This window comes from Micromonospora pisi (assembly GCF_003633685.1).
In the GTDB taxonomy this organism is placed as follows: domain Bacteria; phylum Actinomycetota; class Actinomycetes; order Mycobacteriales; family Micromonosporaceae; genus Micromonospora_G; species Micromonospora_G pisi.
Window position 1 is genome coordinate 242,941 of record NZ_RBKT01000001.1, and the last position, 17,575, is coordinate 260,515.

The 17,575-nt window shown below is 71.7% G+C and carries 15 protein-coding genes; 4 read left to right on the forward strand and 11 right to left on the reverse strand.

All coding sequences use genetic code 11. The annotated features are described in order from the left end of the window. Genes BDK92_RS01010 through BDK92_RS01035 form a run of 6 tightly spaced genes read right to left on the reverse strand, consistent with a single transcriptional unit; the run spans nt 1 to nt 8,030 of the window. Entirely contained in the window at nt 1-1,284 is a 1,284-nt protein-coding gene (locus BDK92_RS01010) for a VWA domain-containing protein (protein WP_121153708.1), read from the reverse strand. Then, the gene (locus BDK92_RS01015; RefSeq protein WP_121153710.1) at nt 1,277-2,314 is read right to left on the reverse strand and encodes a PP2C family protein-serine/threonine phosphatase; all 1,038 of its coding nucleotides are present in this window, start codon (nt 2,312-2,314) and stop codon (nt 1,277-1,279) included. Before BDK92_RS01015 ends, BDK92_RS01010 begins: the two co-directional genes overlap by 8 nt. Before the next feature lies 1 nt (nt 2,315). Further along, nucleotides 2,316-4,589, reverse strand: coding sequence for a serine/threonine-protein kinase (locus BDK92_RS01020; protein ID WP_121153712.1), 2,274 nt, complete (start codon nt 4,587-4,589; stop codon nt 2,316-2,318). After that, complete coding sequence (locus BDK92_RS01025) at nt 4,586-5,752, reverse strand: hypothetical protein (protein WP_121153714.1); 1,167 nt, start codon at nt 5,750-5,752, stop codon at nt 4,586-4,588. The genes BDK92_RS01020 and BDK92_RS01025 overlap by 4 nt, the downstream gene beginning before the upstream one ends. A 2-nt stretch (nt 5,753-5,754) precedes the next feature. After that, nucleotides 5,755-6,741: a glutamate ABC transporter substrate-binding protein gene (locus BDK92_RS01030; RefSeq protein ID WP_121153716.1), complete on the reverse strand. Its 987-nt coding sequence runs from the start codon at nt 6,739-6,741 to the stop codon at nt 5,755-5,757. Then, nucleotides 6,738-8,030 (reverse strand): hypothetical protein, encoded by a 1,293-nt coding sequence (locus tag BDK92_RS01035; protein WP_147456871.1) that lies wholly within the window; start codon nt 8,028-8,030, stop codon nt 6,738-6,740. Before BDK92_RS01035 ends, BDK92_RS01030 begins: the two co-directional genes overlap by 4 nt. 230 nt (nt 8,031-8,260) lie before the next feature. On the opposite strand from BDK92_RS01035, the gene BDK92_RS01040 reads away from it, so the two are divergent. From BDK92_RS01040 to BDK92_RS01050, 3 genes are all read left to right on the forward strand, one after another. Further along, on the forward strand, nt 8,261-8,995 hold the full coding sequence (locus BDK92_RS01040) for an SDR family oxidoreductase (RefSeq protein WP_121153720.1): 735 nt from the start codon (nt 8,261-8,263) through the stop codon (nt 8,993-8,995). A 65-nt stretch (nt 8,996-9,060) separates the two neighbouring features. Beyond that, on the forward strand, nt 9,061-9,954 hold the full coding sequence (locus tag BDK92_RS01045) for an SDR family oxidoreductase (protein WP_121153722.1): 894 nt from the start codon (nt 9,061-9,063) through the stop codon (nt 9,952-9,954). Between the two features lie 109 nt (nt 9,955-10,063). After that, a complete protein-coding gene (locus BDK92_RS01050) occupies nt 10,064-10,960 on the forward strand; it encodes a LysR family transcriptional regulator (RefSeq protein ID WP_121153724.1) in 897 nt (298 codons plus the stop codon). Nucleotides 10,961-10,980: 20 nt separating this feature from the next. Here the strand turns inward: BDK92_RS01050 and BDK92_RS01055 are convergent, their stop codons facing one another. The 4 genes from BDK92_RS01055 to BDK92_RS01070 form a co-directional block, all read right to left on the reverse strand. Beyond that, nucleotides 10,981-11,592, reverse strand: a complete 612-nt coding sequence (locus BDK92_RS01055; RefSeq protein WP_211348998.1) for a TetR/AcrR family transcriptional regulator — start codon at nt 11,590-11,592, stop codon at nt 10,981-10,983. A 63-nt stretch (nt 11,593-11,655) separates the two neighbouring features. After that, nucleotides 11,656-12,873, reverse strand: coding sequence for an acyl-CoA dehydrogenase family protein (locus BDK92_RS01060; RefSeq protein ID WP_121153728.1), 1,218 nt, complete (start codon nt 12,871-12,873; stop codon nt 11,656-11,658). Next, the gene (locus BDK92_RS01065; RefSeq protein WP_121153730.1) at nt 12,873-13,895 is read right to left on the reverse strand and encodes a phosphotransferase family protein; all 1,023 of its coding nucleotides are present in this window, start codon (nt 13,893-13,895) and stop codon (nt 12,873-12,875) included. Before BDK92_RS01065 ends, BDK92_RS01060 begins: the two co-directional genes overlap by 1 nt. After that, complete coding sequence (locus BDK92_RS01070) at nt 13,892-14,674, reverse strand: SDR family NAD(P)-dependent oxidoreductase (RefSeq protein ID WP_425462290.1); 783 nt, start codon at nt 14,672-14,674, stop codon at nt 13,892-13,894. Before BDK92_RS01070 ends, BDK92_RS01065 begins: the two co-directional genes overlap by 4 nt. Nucleotides 14,675-15,022: 348 nt before the next feature. Here BDK92_RS01070 and BDK92_RS01075 point away from each other — a divergent pair, with 348 nt between their 5' ends. Next, nucleotides 15,023-16,105 carry an aldo/keto reductase gene (locus BDK92_RS01075; protein WP_121153734.1) on the forward strand — a complete coding sequence of 361 codons (1,083 nt, stop codon included), beginning with the start codon at nt 15,023-15,025 and terminating at the stop codon, nt 16,103-16,105. Nucleotides 16,106-16,227: 122 nt separating this feature from the next. Here BDK92_RS01075 and BDK92_RS01080 read toward each other — a convergent pair whose 3' ends face one another. After that, a complete protein-coding gene (locus tag BDK92_RS01080; RefSeq protein ID WP_121153736.1) occupies nt 16,228-17,514 on the reverse strand; it encodes an ABC transporter substrate-binding protein in 1,287 nt (428 codons plus the stop codon). Nucleotides 17,515-17,575: the final 61 nt, after the last annotated feature.

Here is a 17,575-nt window from a genome sequence, read left to right on the forward strand (position 1 = left end):
TCAGGCAGGCCGGACGCGGGTGGTCTTGCGGGACGTGACGGCCGCGATCTCGGCGTCGACGTCGACGTCACGGTTCGCCGAACGCTGTTTGAGCACCACCGTTCCCTCCCGGGCGTCGGTCACCTCGACCACCCCGGCGAGGAGGCGCACGGTGTCGGAGCGTCCGGATTCGGTGGCGAGCCGGACCGCCCGGCCGAGTCGGGCGGTAGCCGTGGCGACGTCGCCCACCTCCCGTGCCGCGAGTCCCTCCTGGATGGCCTCAGCCAGTTCGATCTCACCGCTGTAGTGCGCGACCCGCTGATTGATCTTTGTCGAGTGGGCGGTGTCGTCCGTCCAGACGGCCCGGACGAGCGCCTGGGCCAGGGTCTCGTCGCGCCGGACCACACTCACCCGGGCGGCGAGCACCTCCTCCCCGACCGTACCGGGCTCCAACTCGACCGAGAGGTGGTAGTCGCGGCTCTCCGCACCCCACGAACCGGTCGGATAGTCGCCGGCCCGGGCGCTCACCTGGGACCGGCGGTCGGTCAGCTCGACGATCTCCGGATGCACCTGCTTCAGGAACCGCAGCCGTCCCCCGGCCGGAGTCCACACCCGCAGGAACACGTCGGCCATGGTCTTGCCCATCGCCGCCTCGATCATCGCCTGGAAGTCCGCCGCCAGCCCGGCTGGATCCTTCATCCCGTCAGCGGTTCCGAGCAGCGTGTCGGCGATCTTCAACAGTTCCGCCGCGCGCCAGCCCTCGCCGACGCCCCGGCTGTCGCAGACGAACTCACCCGCACAGTCGTCGAGTACGGCCTGGAGCGTCCGCTCCGACTCGCCGTTGCAGCCGTCGGTGAGCAGGATCGCGTGCCGGATCTCGACCGGGTACTCCCGGAACAGGTCACGGGCCAGCCGCAGCCACGTACTCATGGCGGTCCCGCCGCCGGCCTTCAGCTTCCGGATCGCCGCCTTCGCCTCGGCGCGGGTGCTCGGCGACGTGACGGCGAGCCGCTGGCCGGACGGGAACGCCGTGACGGCACCGGACGAGCCCGCGATGACCGCGAACCCGACCCCGTCACGCAGGGTGTCGATCGCCACCGCCGCCGCCTTCTTCGCCTGCACCATCCGCTCGCCATGCATCGACCCGGAGCAGTCGATGATGATGATCTCGGCCGCTGCGGCACCCTCGGTACGGACAGCCGGGCCGTGACCGTCGCCCACGGTCACGGTGACCACGGCGTCGGCGACCGTGGCGCCTTCCGCCAAATACTCGTTCTGGAAGACCTCTGCCCTGACGTCACTCATCGGTCGGCGCTCCTCTCGGATCGATCTGGGGGTGGTCGTCGGACGTCGTGCCGACGGTCACCGGAATGACGGCGACAGCGATGTTGTCGATGCCACCGGCGTTGAGCGCGAAGGTGGTCAGCCGACGCGCGGCGGTCATCGCGGTGGTGGCGGACGAGGCCGTGGTGCGGGTCGGTACGGCGGCCAACTGGGCCAGCACCGCCGGACTCGGCAGATAGCGGGAGAGCCCGTCCGAGCAGAGCACCACCGCCCCGGTACGCGACGGCGCGAAGGTAACCAGGTGGGGGTCGCCGGCGGGCGCGTCGGCACCGAGCCAACGGGTCAGGCCGAAGGCGTCCGGTGGAAGCGACAACCGGGTCGAGTCCACTCCGGCCGCGTCGAGTTGACCCGCGAGCGAGTCGTCGACGGTGAGACATTCCGGTGCCCCGGGTAGCGCCTCGTCCACCCAGTAGGCGCGGCTGTCACCGGCCCAGCCGACCGTCACCCGCAGGTCCGCGCCGACCACCGCCGACACGAAGGTGCAGCTCGGCGCATCCCCGGTGGCGGTGGAGCGGCCCAGGGTCGCCACCGCCCGCGCCGCCGCCCGGAAGGCGGCAACCGTCGCGACGTCGGGGGGCGTATCCTCGCCGAGCGCTCGCAGCAGCGTGTCGATGGCCGTGTCGGCGGCCACGTTGGCCGCGGCGTCGGCGTCCGGCGAGGACGAGACGCCGTCGCAGACAACGGCGACGCGGCCGGTCCGGACGGAGCCGACGGCGACGGCGTCCTCGTTACGGGCGCGACGGTGGCCAAGGTCAGTGGCCGCCGCGACCTCCCCGAGGTCCAGCTCGCACCGGTCACGTCCGACCGGGCAACGACGACCGCACGAGTCGCAGTACCCGTCCGAGCCGACCGTCGCCCCACAGGACCGGCAGGTGCGGTCGGTGGAACGGGACGAGAGCCGGCCGGCGCCGGTGGACAGGCCCGAACCGCACGCCTCGCAGAACCGGTCCCCGGCATCGACCCGGGCGGCACATTCCGGACACTCGGTCATCTCAGAACCACGTCCGTGGACGTACCGAGTTTGCCTGGTCGACCAGTCCGATCCGGGTCTCCTGGTCGGCGGCCACCTTGGAGAGCACCCGGAACGCGCGTTCGAGTCCGAACCGCAGTTCCCGCTCCGACAGGGTGTGCGACAGCACCCGCCCCGCCCCGCCGTTGCCGGCCCGTACCCAGTCGAGCGCCGCCCGCAACGTCTCCACCGTCAGCCATGCCCGCCGCTCGACGCCCAGGCCGAGCCGCTCGACCCGGGTGGAGACGTCGAGCAGTTCCGATTCGGCCAGACGCGTCGGCTCGGCACCGAGCCGGGCCCGGACCGCGGCGATCTGCGCGGGCACACTGTGGCTGGAACTCTCCGGGACCGTGTCGAGCACGGCCACGGCGGCGGCCCGGTCGTCGGCGCCGGCGAGGATCCGGGCCAGCCCGAAGGCGGCGCTCACGTACGCGTGGTCGGTCCGCCAGACCCGCTCGTAGAGGCGCCGCGCGGTCTCGCCGTCCCCCACCAGCTCGGCCGTGGCGGCGAGCGCCAACTGCGGGGCCAGTTCCCCGGGCAACGCGTCGTAGACCCGGTCGAACGCCTGCCGGGCGTCGCCGAACCGCTCCTCGGCGAGGGCGACCAGTCCGTCGTACCAGTCGAGGCGCCAGTCGTCGCCGACCCGCTCGATCGCGGCGAGTTCGGTACGGGCGGTCGCCACGTCACCACTGACAAGACGCGCCCGGACGACGGCGAGCCGCGCCTCCACCCCGGTCGAGCCGAGGGTGGAGAGTGCCTCGGCCAGGACGTCCGGGTCGGCGGTCTGCACGGTGGCAAGCAGCGCTGCCGCCGGGTCCGCCGGGTCGACCTGCGGGATCGGCAACCCGGCCACGACCGAGGCGGCCCCGGGCCGGGTCTGATGCGCGGTCGCGTCGGCGTCGACCTGCCCGGCCCGGGTGCCGAACGCGCGCCGCTCGCCGGTGAACTGTGCCGACACGTTCGGCCGAGGCACCCCGTCGCTGGCGAGCACCTGGCGCAGTACGCCGAGCAGTTGCTCGGTCATCTCGGCGGCGCTGCCGAACCGGCGAGCCGGATCCGGGTGGGTGGCCCGGCGCAGCAGGCGATAGTAGGACTCCTCCCGCTCCAGCAGTGGCACCGTTTCGGGACCGGGCAGCTTGTCCAGATAGGCCGTGCTGAAGCCACGGAAGTCGAAGCTGAGCACGGCCATGGAGCGGGCCACGGTGTAGAGGTCGGAGGAGGCCGACGGGCCGACCGTGGCCACCTCGGGTGCCTGGTACCCGGTCGTCCCCCAGACGGCGCTCACGTCGTCGTCGATCCGACGTACCGCACCGAGGTCGACGAGGGTGATCCGGTCGTCGGCGTGCAGCACGTTGTCCGGCTTGAAGTCGCAGTAGAGCAGTCCGCGTTCGTGCAGGTAGCCCAGGGCCGGAAGGACCTCGAGGCCGTAGGCGATGACATGCGGCAGGGGCAACGGTTGCCGGGCCCCGCCCACCACCGGTTGGTCGAGGTAGATGTCGCGCAGGGAACGCCCGCCGACGTACTCCATCACGATGTAGCCGACCCGGTCGCCGCTGCGCGGGTCCGGGTGGGAGACGAAATCGTAGATCTTCACAATGGCGGGGTGGTCCACCTCGACCAGGAACCGCCGCTCGGTGATCGCGGCGGCGGTCGCGTCGGCGTCCCCGGAGTCGATCAGCCCTTTCAGCACCACCCAGCGGTCGCTTACCTCGTCACCGACGTTGCGGTCCCGGGCGAGGTAGATCCAGCCGAGTCCGCCGTAGGCGAGAGTGCCGAGCACCTCGTAGCGGCCGGCGACGGCGGTGCCGGGATCGAGCGCGGGGCGGAACGAGTACGGCGTCCGGTCGTTGGTGCAGAAACCCTCCACCAGACCAGGGCGCCCGTCGCGGCTGCGGCCGACCGGGCGGCCGCAGGTCGCGCAGTAGCGGCGTGATTCCGGCACCTGCGGGTCGGCGAGCACCGCCGTGGTGGGGTCGCGGCGGGGCATCCGGGGTACGTCGAGCAGCCCACCGCCGAGCCGCCCGCGACCGGTGCCCCGGGTGCCGGTCCGGCCGCTCGACGAGGCCGTACCGCGCGTCATCGCGGCGCTCGGGGTCGAGCCGGCGGAGGCCGACGAGCCGTCCGAAACCGGTGCCCCGCCGCCCGGCGGCAGGCCCACGTATCCGGCGTTGCCGACCGGTGCCCGGCGCCCGCACTCGTCGCAGTAACCTTCCGGGCCGTAAGAGCCCACGCAGTCCGGACGCACGCACGCGGTCATCCCGCGCTCCTCTCGACGTTGCCGGTCAGTGCCTGTTGGTACGCGTACACCGCCCTGGTCGCCGCCCGTAGATCGCACGGTGCGGTCCAGAGCAGGTCCCGGGCGGTGCTGTGCAGTCCGGTGAGCCGGGGTTCCTCGGCCCGGCCGAGCCGTACCGCCTTCGCCCGGTACGCCTCCAACCGTCCGCGCAGCTCGTCGCGGCGGCCGATCAGCCCGTCAGCCACCCGGGTACGGTCGGCGGCGGCGGCGAGGGCGGCCGACGCCTCCCCCTCCAGCACGGTCAACCGGTCCGCGACGGTGGACCAGCCCTCGGGTTCGGGCGGGGCGCGCCGGACCAGGGCCGTGGCCGCCGCCCACAGTCCGGGCACCGGGTCCAGGGGCTCCACCAGACCCGGGTCGGCGATCTTCTCGGTGACGCGCGCGTACGCGACCCGGGCGAGGTCCTGCGCGGCGGTGACCGCCGCCAGCGTCCGGTCGAGGGCGGCGAGCCGGTCGGGCACGGTGTCCCGGATCCCGGCCAGCGCCGTGAACCGCTCGACGGTCGCGGTGACGGTCGAGCGGAGCCGCACCCGCTCGCCGGGGTCGAGGACCGCGCCGACCGGGTCGGCCAGCGCGGTGTGCTGGAGCTGTTGGCAGGTCGCGCCGAGCCGGGCGCTGACGGTGTCGGATCCGTCGGTGAGGTCGGCTTCGGCGGTGGCCAGGTCGGTCAGCCCGACCGCCAGTTCGGCTGCCCACGCCGCCACCTCGGCTCGGGCGGTGGCGATCCGGTCGAGAACCCTGATCACCTCCTGACAGCTCGCCGTCAGGGCGGTGACGGCGGCGTACGGCCGCACGTCGAAGCCGGGCACCGGCGAGTGGAGCAGGCGGGACAGTTCCATCAGGGTGGCATCCGGGAGCCGGTTGCGGGTGCCGCGTACGCCCCTGATCTGTTCCAGGTGGTCCCGCACGTTGGCGAACCCTTCCCAGAGCGGGCCGATCCGAGGTCGGGTCGCCTGCCACAACTCCCCGGTCGCGCCGCCGAGGTCGGTTGTCCGGACGTACCCGTTGGTCTCGTGGGCGTCGATCGTGTAGAGCGCGGCGGCGATCGCCTCGCAACCCTGGCTGACCTTGCTGATCTCGTCGTCGATCTCGTGACGGGCCAGCCGTCCGATGCCGCTTCCCATGGTCAGTCCAGGTACCGCGCGACCGGCGGTGGCGGTACGTCCCCGAACCGGCCTAGCCAGCGGCGGTAGAGCGAGGTCCAGGTGCCGTCGGCGCGGATGCGGGCCAGTACGCCGTTGACGAACCGGACGAGCTCCGGGGTGTCGAGCGACATGGCCACACCGGACGGCTCGTCGGTGATCGGCTCGCCGACGACCTCGGTACCCGGGTCCTGGGCGGCGAGGGCGAGCAGGAGTACGTCGATGGTGGAGACCGCGTCGATCTGGCCCTGCTGCAACAGGACCAGGCAGTCGAGCGTGCTGTCGGTCGAGACGGCGATCGGCTTGGACGCCGCACTCTGGATCTTCACGATGCTGGTGCTGCCCCGGGTGGCGCAGACCTTGCGGCCGGCGAGGTCGTCGAAGCTCTTGATGCCGGAGCCCCGGTTGACCAGCAACCGTTGATAGGACGTCAGGTACTCGCTGGAGAACGCGACCAGCTGCATCCGTTCGCAGGTGGCGGTGACCGTACGGATCACCATGTCGACCTCGCGTCGCTGGATCACCGGTATCCGGTCGGCAGTGGTGATCGCCCGGAACTGCACCGCGTTCGGATCGTCGAAGATCGCCTTGGCGATCTCCCGGGCCAGGTCGACCTCGAAGCCGGTCAGCTCCCCGGTCACCGGGTCGCGGAACCCCATCAGGTAGGCGTTCTGGTCGATGCCGACGACGAGCCGTCCACGCTTCGCGATCGCCGCCATCGCCGTCCCCTCGGGCATCCGCCCCGGTGCCGGCATCGTCGCCGGGGGACGCAGGCTCGCCCGGGGGTCGCACGCGGGCGGTGGTGACGCGGGAGGACTCGGTACGTCGGCCGGGTCCTTGACGTTGAGCGGCCTCGGCACCGAGGCGGTGGCCGGGGTCGCTTCCGACGGCGGTTGGTGCTCCGGTGTCGAGCAGCCGGTCAGGAGGAGGAGGGCGGCGGTTCCCAGGATCATCAGTCGTCGAGCGTTCATCGGTACTCCGCGATCCGCTGGTAGAGCCCGAACGATCCGGCCGCCGCGAGCAGAACGGCCAGTAGTGCGACCGCGAGGTCGGCGCCCCGCAGGATGTTGCCGGCGGTTTCGGCCTGCTGGTCGAAGTGTTGACGGCCGTCGGTGATGCCCTTGGCGAGGGCCGTGTCGAGCTGACCTGCCGCGTTCGCGGCGCTCTCCGGCCCGGTTCCGGTCGCCAGCCGCACCGCTTCCAGGTGCTGGCTGCTGTCGTCGAGTTCACGTACCTTGCGATGGGTGGCGAGCCAGGCCCGGGCGTGGGAGCGGGCTTCCTCCACGGTCGAGCGGGCGGCTTCGTCGGGTGCCTGCTGGTGCGCCCGCTCCAACAGACCGCCGGTCCCGTCGGCCCCGATGAGCCGCTCCATCATCGCGGTGAAGTCCTCCTCGAACTGGGCGCCGTCGCCGCGGGCGATCAGCGTCAGTCCCTCGTCGGCGCGGGCCTGCAACGCGGTGATCCGGGCTTCGGCGAGGATTCCGACCTGCAACGATCCCTCCTCCGCGCCGTTGTTGATCCGGGTGGCGGCGCCGGTGACCGCGACCGCCATCCAGCCGACCGCGACCACCGAGGCCAGGGTCGCGACGAGCAGCCCCCGGTTGAGCACCCGGTTGGTCATCCGTCGCAGCCGTACCTGGGTGACCACGAGCAGCCCGAGCAGCGCCAGACCGAGTAGCACCACGGCCCACGGCACCCCGGCGACGGCGCTCTGCGCCCGCGCCAGCCGTTGGGACTCGGCACGGTAGAGCTCCTGCGCCGCCGGCAGGATGGTCTGCCGCATCAGCGCGGACGCCTCGCGCAGATAGGCGCCGCCGAGGGGCAGGCCCTGTCGGTTGTAGGTGCGGGCGGCCTCGACGAGTCCGGTGTAGACGGGCACCTGTACGACGAGGACGTCCAGGGCGGCGGCGCTGTCGCCCTCGGCGCTGCGCAGTGCGGCGGCGACGGTGGTGGCGGCGTGCGCGATGTCGTCGAGGTAGCGGGTGCGCAACGCCGCCGGTTCCACGCCGTTGGCGAGGAAGGCGCTGGCGGCGGTCGCGTCGGCGTCCGACAACGACCGGTAGATGTCCTGGGCCTGCACGGTGAGCGGCCCGCTGCGTACGCTCACGTCCCGGACCAGGGTGACGCTGTCACGCATGGTCAGCGCGCCGACAAGGCCGAACGCCAGGCTGAGCGCCACGACGGCGACCAGCGCGAAGGTGAGCTGGCCGGGGCTGGTCGAGGCCCGTCGCCGCAGCGGGCGCCAGATTCGATTCAACAACGGCAGCTCCCCGTGTCGTACGCCGACTGTCAGGCCAAGGTATCCACGGCCGTCAAGACGTGGAGCGCTTCGTCGGGTACGGGCAACGCATGGGACTTATGGTGCGTATAGCGCCAAAACATGCATCAGTCAGGAAGATGATGATCATCTGAATGATTCGTTGGATTTGATGCTTCGCTGGCGCCAAGCTTAGGTCCGACAGCACGGCACACCGTTCAAGGAGCACCATCATGAGCACCTCGCAGCGCGTAGCGATCATCGCCGGCGGCTCCCGTGGCATCGGCCGCGAGACCTCACAACGGCTGGCCGCCGAGGGATACGCGGTCGTCGTGAACTACGCCAGCAACAAGGACGACGCGGACGCGACCATCGCGACGATCACCGCCAACGGCGGTAACGCGATCGCCGTCCAGGCCGACGTCGCCGACGAGAATTCGGTCGCCGCGCTCTTCGACGCCGCCGAGCGCGAATTCGGTGGTGTCGACGTGGTCGTGAACGCGGCCGGCATCATGCCCGTCAGCCCACTGGTCGACCTCGACCTGGAGGTGCTGGACCGGGTCCTCCGTACCAACCTGCGGGGCACCTTCGTGGTCGACCAGCAGGCCGCCCGGCGAGTGCGCGCGGGCGGGGCGATCATCAACTTCTCCAGCTCGATCAGCCGCTTCGCCCGGCCCGGCTACAGCGCCTACGCGGCGAGCAAGGGCGGCGTGGAGGCGATCACCCTGATCCTCGCCCGCGAGCTGCGCGGCCGGGATGTCACGGTCAACGTGGTCGCGCCGGGTCCGATCGCCACCGAACTCTTCTACCAGGGCAAGGACGAGCAGACCCTGAAGCGGATGGCCGCCGAACCGCCGCTGGAGCGGATCGGCACCCCGCAGGAGATCGCCGACGTGGTCGTCTTCCTCGCCGGTCCGGCCCGCTGGATCAACGGTCAGGTGATCTACGCCAACGGCGGCGCCATCTGATCCGCCGGCCCCACCCCGCCCCCGCCCACCTCCACCGCGCCCCGAGCGGGCCAAAGGAGTCCCCCATGAACAAGATTGTGGTCATCAGCGGCGCGTCCAGCGGCTTCGGCGCGCTGACCGCCCGCGCCCTCGCCGACGCCGGCCACACCGTCTACGCCGGCATCCGGGACCGGACCGGTCGTAACGCCGAGGCGGTCGCCGCCGCCGGGCGGTACACCACCGAACACGGCGTCGACCTGCGTACGGTCGAACTCGATGTCAGCTCCGAGACGTCGACCGACGCCGCCGTCGCGACCGTCCTGGGCGAACAGGGTCGGATCGACGTGCTGGTGCACAACGCCGGGCACATGGTCACCGGTCCGGCCGAGGCGTTCACCCCGGAACAGCTCGCCCAGCTCTACGACGTCAACGTGCTCGGCGCCCAACGACTCAACCGCTCCGCGCTGCCGCACCTGCGCCAGCGGCAGGAGGGGCTGGTGGTCTGGGTCGGCAGCTCCAGTACCCGGGGCGGCACCCCGCCGTACCTGGCGCCGTACTTCGCCGCGAAGGCGGGGATGGACGCCCTGGCCGTGAGCTACGCCGCCGAGCTGGCCAGGTTCAACATCGAGACGTCGATCATCGTGCCGGGGGCGTTCACCCACGGCACCAACCACTTCGCCCACAGCGGCCGCCCCGCCGACCAGGCGAGAGTCGCCGCGTACGACGAGCGTTACCCCGGGCTGCTGGAGCAGGTGGGCCAGCGCCTGGCCGAGCTGGAACCGGCCGACGCCGATGTCGCGGCGGTCGCCCGGGCGATCGTCGAGGTGGTCGACACCCCTGCCGGCCGGCGCCCGTTCCGTACCCACATCGACCCGTCGGACGACGGATCGGCTGTGGTGAGCGCGGTCGCCGACCGGATCCGGGTCGAGTTCCTGACCCGAATCGGGCTGCGGGACCTGCTGGTCCCCCATGCGGCCTGAGCCGGGCTCGCCCGACCTGGCCGTGCCGTCGCGCCCCGAGAGGCGCGGCGGCCGCCGGCCGCCCCGGGTACGGTCCGGTCGCGGCGGCGAGTATGTGATGCTTGGCGGAGTGGAGCTCAGGCATCTCGAATACTTCGTCGCGGTCGCGGCGGAGCGCAGTTTCACCCGCGCCGCGGGTCGGCTGCACGTGGTCCAGTCCGCGGTCTCGTCGGCGATCTCCGCGCTGGAACGTGAACTCGGTGCGGTCCTCTTCGAGCGCAGCGCGCAGCGGGTGTCGCTGACCGACGCCGGGGAGGCGCTCCTGCCCCGGGCGCGGGCGACACTCGACGCGGCCCAGTCGGCCCGGGACGCGGTCCAGGAGGTCGGCCGGGAACTGCACGGTACGGTCGCGGTCGGCTGCCTGACCGCGGTCGGCGGGATCGACTTCGCCGGCCTGCTCGGTGAGTTCCACCGGGTACACCCCCGGGTGAGGCTCCGGCTACGGGCGGCGACCTGGGACGGCTCGGCCGGCCTGGCCCGGTCCCTGGTCGACGGGGAGATCGACGTGGCGTTCCTCGGCATCGGCGGCCGACCGTTCCCGCAACTGCGCACCCGGGAACTGGTCCGCATCCCGCAGGTGCTGGTGGTCCCCGCCGACCACCGGCTGGCGAAGCAGGACTCGGTCACCCTGGCCGAGGTGGCCGACGAGCCGTTCATCGACTACCCGCTCGGCTACGCCAACCGCACCGCCAACGACCAGGCGTTCCGGGCAGCCGGGCTGGAACGGGTGATCGGCATGGAAGTGACAGACGTCGGAGTCGCCGCCGAGTTCGCCACGCACGGTCTCGGGGTGACGATCCTGCCGACGCACGTGGTGCCGCAGGCACGGCGGTGCAAGGCGTTGCCGGTGACGGACCAGTCTCTGGAATGGTCGCTGCACCTCGCGACCGCGGAGAACCGCCGGATCAGTTCCGCGACCGCCGCGCTGATGGAGATGGTGGACTCCCATCTCGCCCGCTCACGCTGAACACCGTCGTGACCGTGGCGTCAGTCGTGTACCGCCTCCGTCAGCAGCGCCCGCACGGTGCGGGTCATCACCGTACGTGCCCGGTCGACGCCGAGACCGAGACCGTCGCGCAGCATCGACCAGGCGGGCCACATGCTCGCCGCGACCAGGGCGTTGACCAGGTCGTCCCGGCCCGCACCGGCCTGCTCCAGCTCGACGGCGAAGAGTTCGACCACCTCGGCCCGTACCCGGTCGATGTGTTTGAGCCGGTTGCGGTGCAGTTGGGCGGAGACCGGTTCACGCATCTGCGCCGCCCGCGCGGAGGGCGCGATCAGCTGGAGCAGCCGGGCCCGCTGCCGGCAGTAGGCGTCGACCCGCTTGGCCAACGGCAGCTCCGCCGAGATCGGTCGGTAGGCGGCGTCCTGCTGCTGGAGCAGTCGCTCCCCGCTGGCCTCGAAGAGGGTCTCCATGTCCTTGAAGTTGGTCCAGAGGGTACGCAGGGAGACCCCCGCGCGCTCGGCGATCCGCTCGCCGGTCGGCCGCAGGTCCCCCTCGGAGATGAGCGCGAGATGCGCCTCGACGATCGCCGCCCGGGTCCGTTCCGCCCGCGCGGTACGCCCGTCGACCCGGGCCGGCAGGTCAGTCTGGCCCATCTCCCACATCCCCTCCACGCGGACGGACCGGGGCCGAACACGCACGCAGAGTGTAGCGATGGATCATGACGGGACCGGCAGGTGGCGGCGCAGTTCCCGACGGGCGAGCGACCGACGGTGCACCTCGTCCGGACCGTCGGCGAGCCGGATCGTCCGAGCCCGGGCCCAGATCCGGGCCAGTGGCGAGTCCTGACTGACCCCGGCGGCACCGTGTGCCTGGATGGCCTTGTCGACGATCCACTCCACCGCCTGCGGGACCGCGATCTTGATCGCCTGGATCTCGGTGTGGGCCTGCTGATTACCAACGGTATCCATCAACCAGGCGGCCTTGAGCACCAGCAGGCGGCACTGTTCGATCCGTACCCGCGACTCGGCGACCCAGTCCTGGATCACACCCTGGTCGGCGAGAGGGCCACCGAACGCCTGCCGGGACCAGACCCGCCGGCACATCAGCTCCAGCGCCCGTTCGGCCATCCCGATCAGCCGCATGCAGTGGTGCACCCGGCCGGGGCCGAGTCGGGCCTGGGCGATGGCGAAGCCGTCGCCGGCCGCGCCGATCAGATTGCCGACCGGCACCCGTACGTCGACGAAGTCGATCTCGGCGTGTCCACCGTGGTCGCCGTCGTCGTAGCCGAAGGTCCGCATACCCCGCCGGATCGTCACCCCGGGGGTGTCCCGGGGCACCAGGATCTGGCTGTGCTGCCGGTGCCGGGGCGCCTGCGGGTCGGTACGTCCGAGCACGACGAGGATTTCGCAGCGGGGGTTCATCGCCCCGGTGACGAACCACTTCCGGCCGTTGATCACGTACTCGTCGCCGTCGCGTTCCATCCGGGTGGCGATGTTGGTCGCGTCGGAGGAGGCGACGTCGGGTTCTGTCATCGCGAACGCCGAACGGATCCGGCCGTCGAGCAGCGGCTCGAGCCAGCGGGTCCGCTGCTCCTCGGTGCCGAACTGGGCCAGCAGTTCCATGTTGCCGGTGTCCGGTGCGGCACAGTTGAGCGCGACCGGCGCGAGGCTGGGGCTGCGGCCGGTGATCTCGGCGAGCGGGGCGTACTGGAGATTGGTCAGGCCGGCGCCGTGTTCACCGGGGAGAAAGATGTTCCACAGGCCACGGCGGCGAGCATCGGCGGCGAGCCGCTCCACCACGGACGGGGTGGTCCACGGCTCGCCGGTCCGCGCCTGCTCCTCGAAGAGTGTCTCCGCCGGGTAGACCCGCTCGGCCATGAAGTCGAGCAGCTGCCCGCGCAGCCGCGTCGTGGTGTCGTCCAGGGCGAAGTCCATCAGGCTCCTCCGAGTGTGGTCAGGCCCTGCGCGATCAGCGGCGGAACCTGTTCGCCGACCCGGTCGAAGCCGGGTCCGACGGTCTGTCCGCGTACGTAGCGGTAGTGCACGCCCTCGAGAATCGCGGCGAGCTTGAACGAGGCGAACGCGACGTACCAGCCGAGGTCGCTCAGGTCACGACCGGTGCGGCGGGCGTATTCGGCGGCCAGGCCCTCGGCGTCGGGCCAACCTGGCGCCGCCAGCCGGGCCGAGTAGACCAGCAGCAGGCCGAGGTCGGTCAGCGGGTCGCCGAGGGTGGACATCTCCCAGTCGAGCACCGCGCGGATCCCGCCCCCGGCGCCGACCACCGCGTTGTCCAGCCGGAAGTCGCCGTGCACGACGGTCGCGGCCCCAGCCGGCGGTACGGCGGCGGCGAGCCGGTCGTGCAGCTCCTCGACCCCGGGCAGGTCCCGGCTGCGCGAGGCGTCGATCTGGGTCTTCCACCGTCGTACCTGCCGGGCGGCGAACCCGTCCGGGCGGCCGAAGCCGGCGAGCCCGACGCTGGCCGGCGGCACGGCGTGCAGGTGACCGAGGGTTTCCACCAGCGACCGGGCGAGGTTGGTCACCTGGTCCGGACCGAGCGGGGTCAGCTCCGCCGGCACCCGGTAGACGCGTCCCTCGACGAACCGCATCAGGTAGAACGGGGCACCGAGGACCTCCGGGTCGGGGCAGTGCAGCAGCACTCCCGGCACCGGCACGCGGGTCGGCGCGAGGGCGTGCAGCACGCGGTACTCGCGACCCATGTCGTGCGCGGTGGCGAGCACGTGGCCCAGCGGCGGTCGGCGTACGACGAAGCGGGACCGGCCGTCGGTCACCTCGTACGTCAGGTTGGACTTGCCACCGGCGAGCACCGTGCCACGGAGCGGGCCACCGACCAGTTCCGGGGCCACCCGGTCGAGGTAGGCGGCGAGCCGGGCGAGGCCGAGGCCGGGCAGCGCCCGGGCGTCGTCGCGTACCGCCGGTGCCCGGTCCGGTCCGGTCACCGGTCCCGCGCCGCCGGGTCGAGCTCCTGCTGGATCCGGTTCATGCCGCGCAGCCAACGGTCCGGGTCCGCGGCCCGCCGGGCGTAGAACGTGGCGACCTCGGGGTGCGGCAGGATCAGGAACCGGTCGTCGCGCAGCGCCTCGACGACCCGCTCGGCGACCTCCTCGGGTTCCACCGCGTCGGCGTGGAGCAGGCTGGCGGTGGTGCCGTCGCCCTTGGCGAGCATCGGCGTACGGACACCCTGCGGGCAGAGCGCCTGCACGGTGACGCCACGGTGGGCGTACGTCGCGCGCAGCCATTCGGCGAAGCCGAGCGCCGCGTGTTTGGTGACCGAGTAGGGGGCGTTGCCCAGCAGGGTGAGCAGGCCGGCCGCCGAGGCGGTGACCACCAGTCGCCCCCGCCCGGCCGGCAGCCAGTACGGCAGCAGCGCGCGGGCGGCGTGCACGTGGGCGAGGACGTTCACCTGCCAGGCCAGGTCCCAGGAGTCGAGGTCGGCGTCGACTCCCCCGCCGCCACCGACGCCGGCATTGGCGCAGAACAGGTCGATCCGGCCGAGCCGCTCGTGCGCGCTCCCGACCAGCCGGGTCACCTCGGCGGGGGCGGCGGCGTCAGCCGGTAGGGCGTGCCCACCGATCCGGTCGGCGACCAGCTGCGCCGCGTCGGCGTCGATGTCGTTGACCAGCACCCAGGCACCGGCGGCGGCGAACCGGGTGGCGAGGGCGGCGCCGATGCCGGAACCGGCTCCGGTGACCACCACGCCGGCGCCGGCCAGCTCCAGTCCGGCGGGGTTCATCCGGGCCGGCCGACGGACCGGACGGACGGTTCGCCAGAATATGCATTCACAGTGCTAATACTAGGAGCCCCTGGGGTCACCGTCAACGGCGCGGCCGGTCCGACAGGGGCGGCCCGGCAGGGGCGCGCCGTCGACCGGCACGTCGGCCCGGTAGCCGGCGCCCGACGGGCAGACCGGCCGCACGCCGTCGCCACTCGACAAGCCCGATCAGGGCAAAGTCGAGAGGATCGGGCAAGACCTGGCGTGCATTGGTCTACCACGGACCATGCGGCTCGCGCTTCGATGGCAGTGGCCATTTCCGAGACCTCTCCGTTCACATACAGGAGCACGCGCATGCCGCTCGATCACTACGTCACCCTCGGCCGGTCGGGGCTGCGGGTCAGCCCGTTCGCGCTCGGCGCGATGACCTTCGGGGAAGACCCCGGGGGCGCCGGATGCAGCGTCGAGGAGTCCGAGAAGATCCTGGCCACCTACCTCGACCTGGGCGGAAACTTCGTCGACACCGCGAACTTCTACACCAACGGCCACTCGGAGAAGATCCTCGGAGACTTCTTCGCGGCGCGGCCCGGCCGGCGCGAACACGTCGTGCTGGCGTCGAAGTTCTTCGGCAACCTCTTCCCCGGCGACCCCAACGGTGGCGGCGCGGGCCGTACCTCGATCACCGCCCAGCTCGACGCGACGCTGCGCCGCCTACAGACGGACTACCTCGACCTCTACTGGCTGCACAACTGGGACCGGCACACCCCGATCGAGGAGACCCTGCGTACGCTCGACGACCTCGTTCGGGCTGGCAAGATCCGCTATCTCGGCTTCTCCAACACGCCGGCCTGGGTCACCGCCCAGGCACAGACGATGGCGCTGCTGCGGGGCTGGACCCCGCTGATCGCGCTGCAGGTCGAATACTCGTTGCTGGCCCGTACCGTCGAGGGCGAACTCGCACCGCTCGCGCTGGACCAGGGCATGGCGCTGGTCCCGTGGAGCCCGCTCAGGAACGGCTTTCTGTCCGGCAAGTACCGGCGGAACGCCGAGGTCACCGACTCCGCCCGCACCGCGTTCGTCGGCGGCCCCAGCGAGGACGAGTACACCGTCATCAACGCCGTGGCCTCGGTCGCCGACGAACTCGGAACCAGCTCGGCGGCGGTGTCGCTGGCCTGGTTGCGCGCCCGGCAGGGCACCGTCGTGCCGATCGTCGGCGCCCGGCGGGTCGAACACCTCCGGAACAACCTGGCCGCGCTGGAGGTGACCCTCACCCCCGAACACCTCCACCTGCTGGACGAGGTCTCGGCCCCGACGTTGAACTACCCCGCGCCGATGCACGGCGCGCAGCGGGCGATGTTGCAGTTCGCGGGCACCACCGTCGACGGCCAGCCGTCCGTGGTGTACCCACCGCTGTTGCAGAGCGCCGTCCGCTACTGAGTCCCCGGGCGCACGTCCCGGTCGGGTTCGCACCGCCGGGACGACCCTGCGCGCCGCGGACGGTCCGGTGGCCGCCCCACCCGGGAGGCGGCCACCGGTTCGTTGCCGTGGGCGCGGAAACGTCAGGACACGGTCGGGATCCCGTTCACCGGTGGCGTGGCCGGCGCGACGGCGTACTCCCGTACCGGCCCGTCGACCTCGTCCGTCTCGTACGCCGGACCGAAGTAGCCCTGCACACCAGCGGTGACCCGGCTCATCCGCGCACCGCCGTATCCGGAGTGGTCGGTCCTCGAAAAGCGCAGCGGCGCCAGGCCAGGTCCCTGGAACCCGCCCTTCTCGACCGCCGCGACCAGCGAATCGCGGGTGAGGTCCTTGCCGGCGGCGAGCAACGCCTGCACGAATAGGTAGCCGACCGACATGCCGTAGACCGTGTTGCCGTCGAACGGCGCACCACCGTTGTGTGCCTGGTTGACCTTGGTGAAGAGCTGGATCCACGGGTTGGCGGTGTCGTTGTTCATCGGCATGTAGTTCGTGCCGACCACCCCTTCGAGCAGCGGGGCGGCCTCGCCGAGCGACTTGGCCAGGGTGTTGTAGTCGGCGCCGACGTTGGAGACCACCCACTGCGGCTTGAAGGCGAGCCGGGCGGCGGTGCCGATCGAGAGCGCGGTGAAGCCCGGCACCGTGGCCAGTACGACCACCTGGCAGCCGGCCGCCTTGAACGCGCCGATCTGCGGGGCCACGTTGGTGTTGCTGGTGACGTACGTCTGCTTGGCGGCGACCGTACCGGCGCCGAGGATCTTCTCCACCCCGACCAGGCTGTCCCGCCCGAAGTCGTCGTCCTGGCCGAGGAAGCAGACCTTCTGCCCGGCGTGGTTCGCCTTGATGTACGTGGCGAGGATCTTGCCCTCGACGGTGTAGTCGGTGTTGTAGCCGAACGTGAACGGGTATTTCTCCGGCTGGTCCCAGCTGCGGCTGCCGGAGGCGACGAAGAGGTCGGGCACCCGGTTGCTCTTGAGGAAGTCGAGCACGCCGGTGTGGGTGGGGGTGCCGAGTCCGTTGAGGATGGCGAAGACCTTGTCCTGGAGGACGAGTTGGCGTACCACCTGCTGCGTGTTCGCCGGGTTGTAGCCGTCGTCCATGATCTTGTACGTGATCTTCCGCCCGTGCACCCCGCCGTTGGCGTTGACGTAGTCGAAGTACGCCTTCGTGGCGGGCGCGATGCTGGAGTAGCCGGCCGCCGCCGGCCCGGTCAGCGGCATGTGCGTACCGACCACGATCTCGGTGTCGGTGACACCGGGTACAGGTGCCCCGCCCCCGCCCGACCCACCGTCGTCACCGCACGCGGCGACGCTGGTGAGCAGGGCGAGCGAGGTGGCGACGGCGAGACCGCGTCGTGCGAATCGTTGCATGATGGAGGCACCGACCTTTCCCGGTCCGGTTCATGTTGACGGTGTGAGCTGGGTGTCGTGT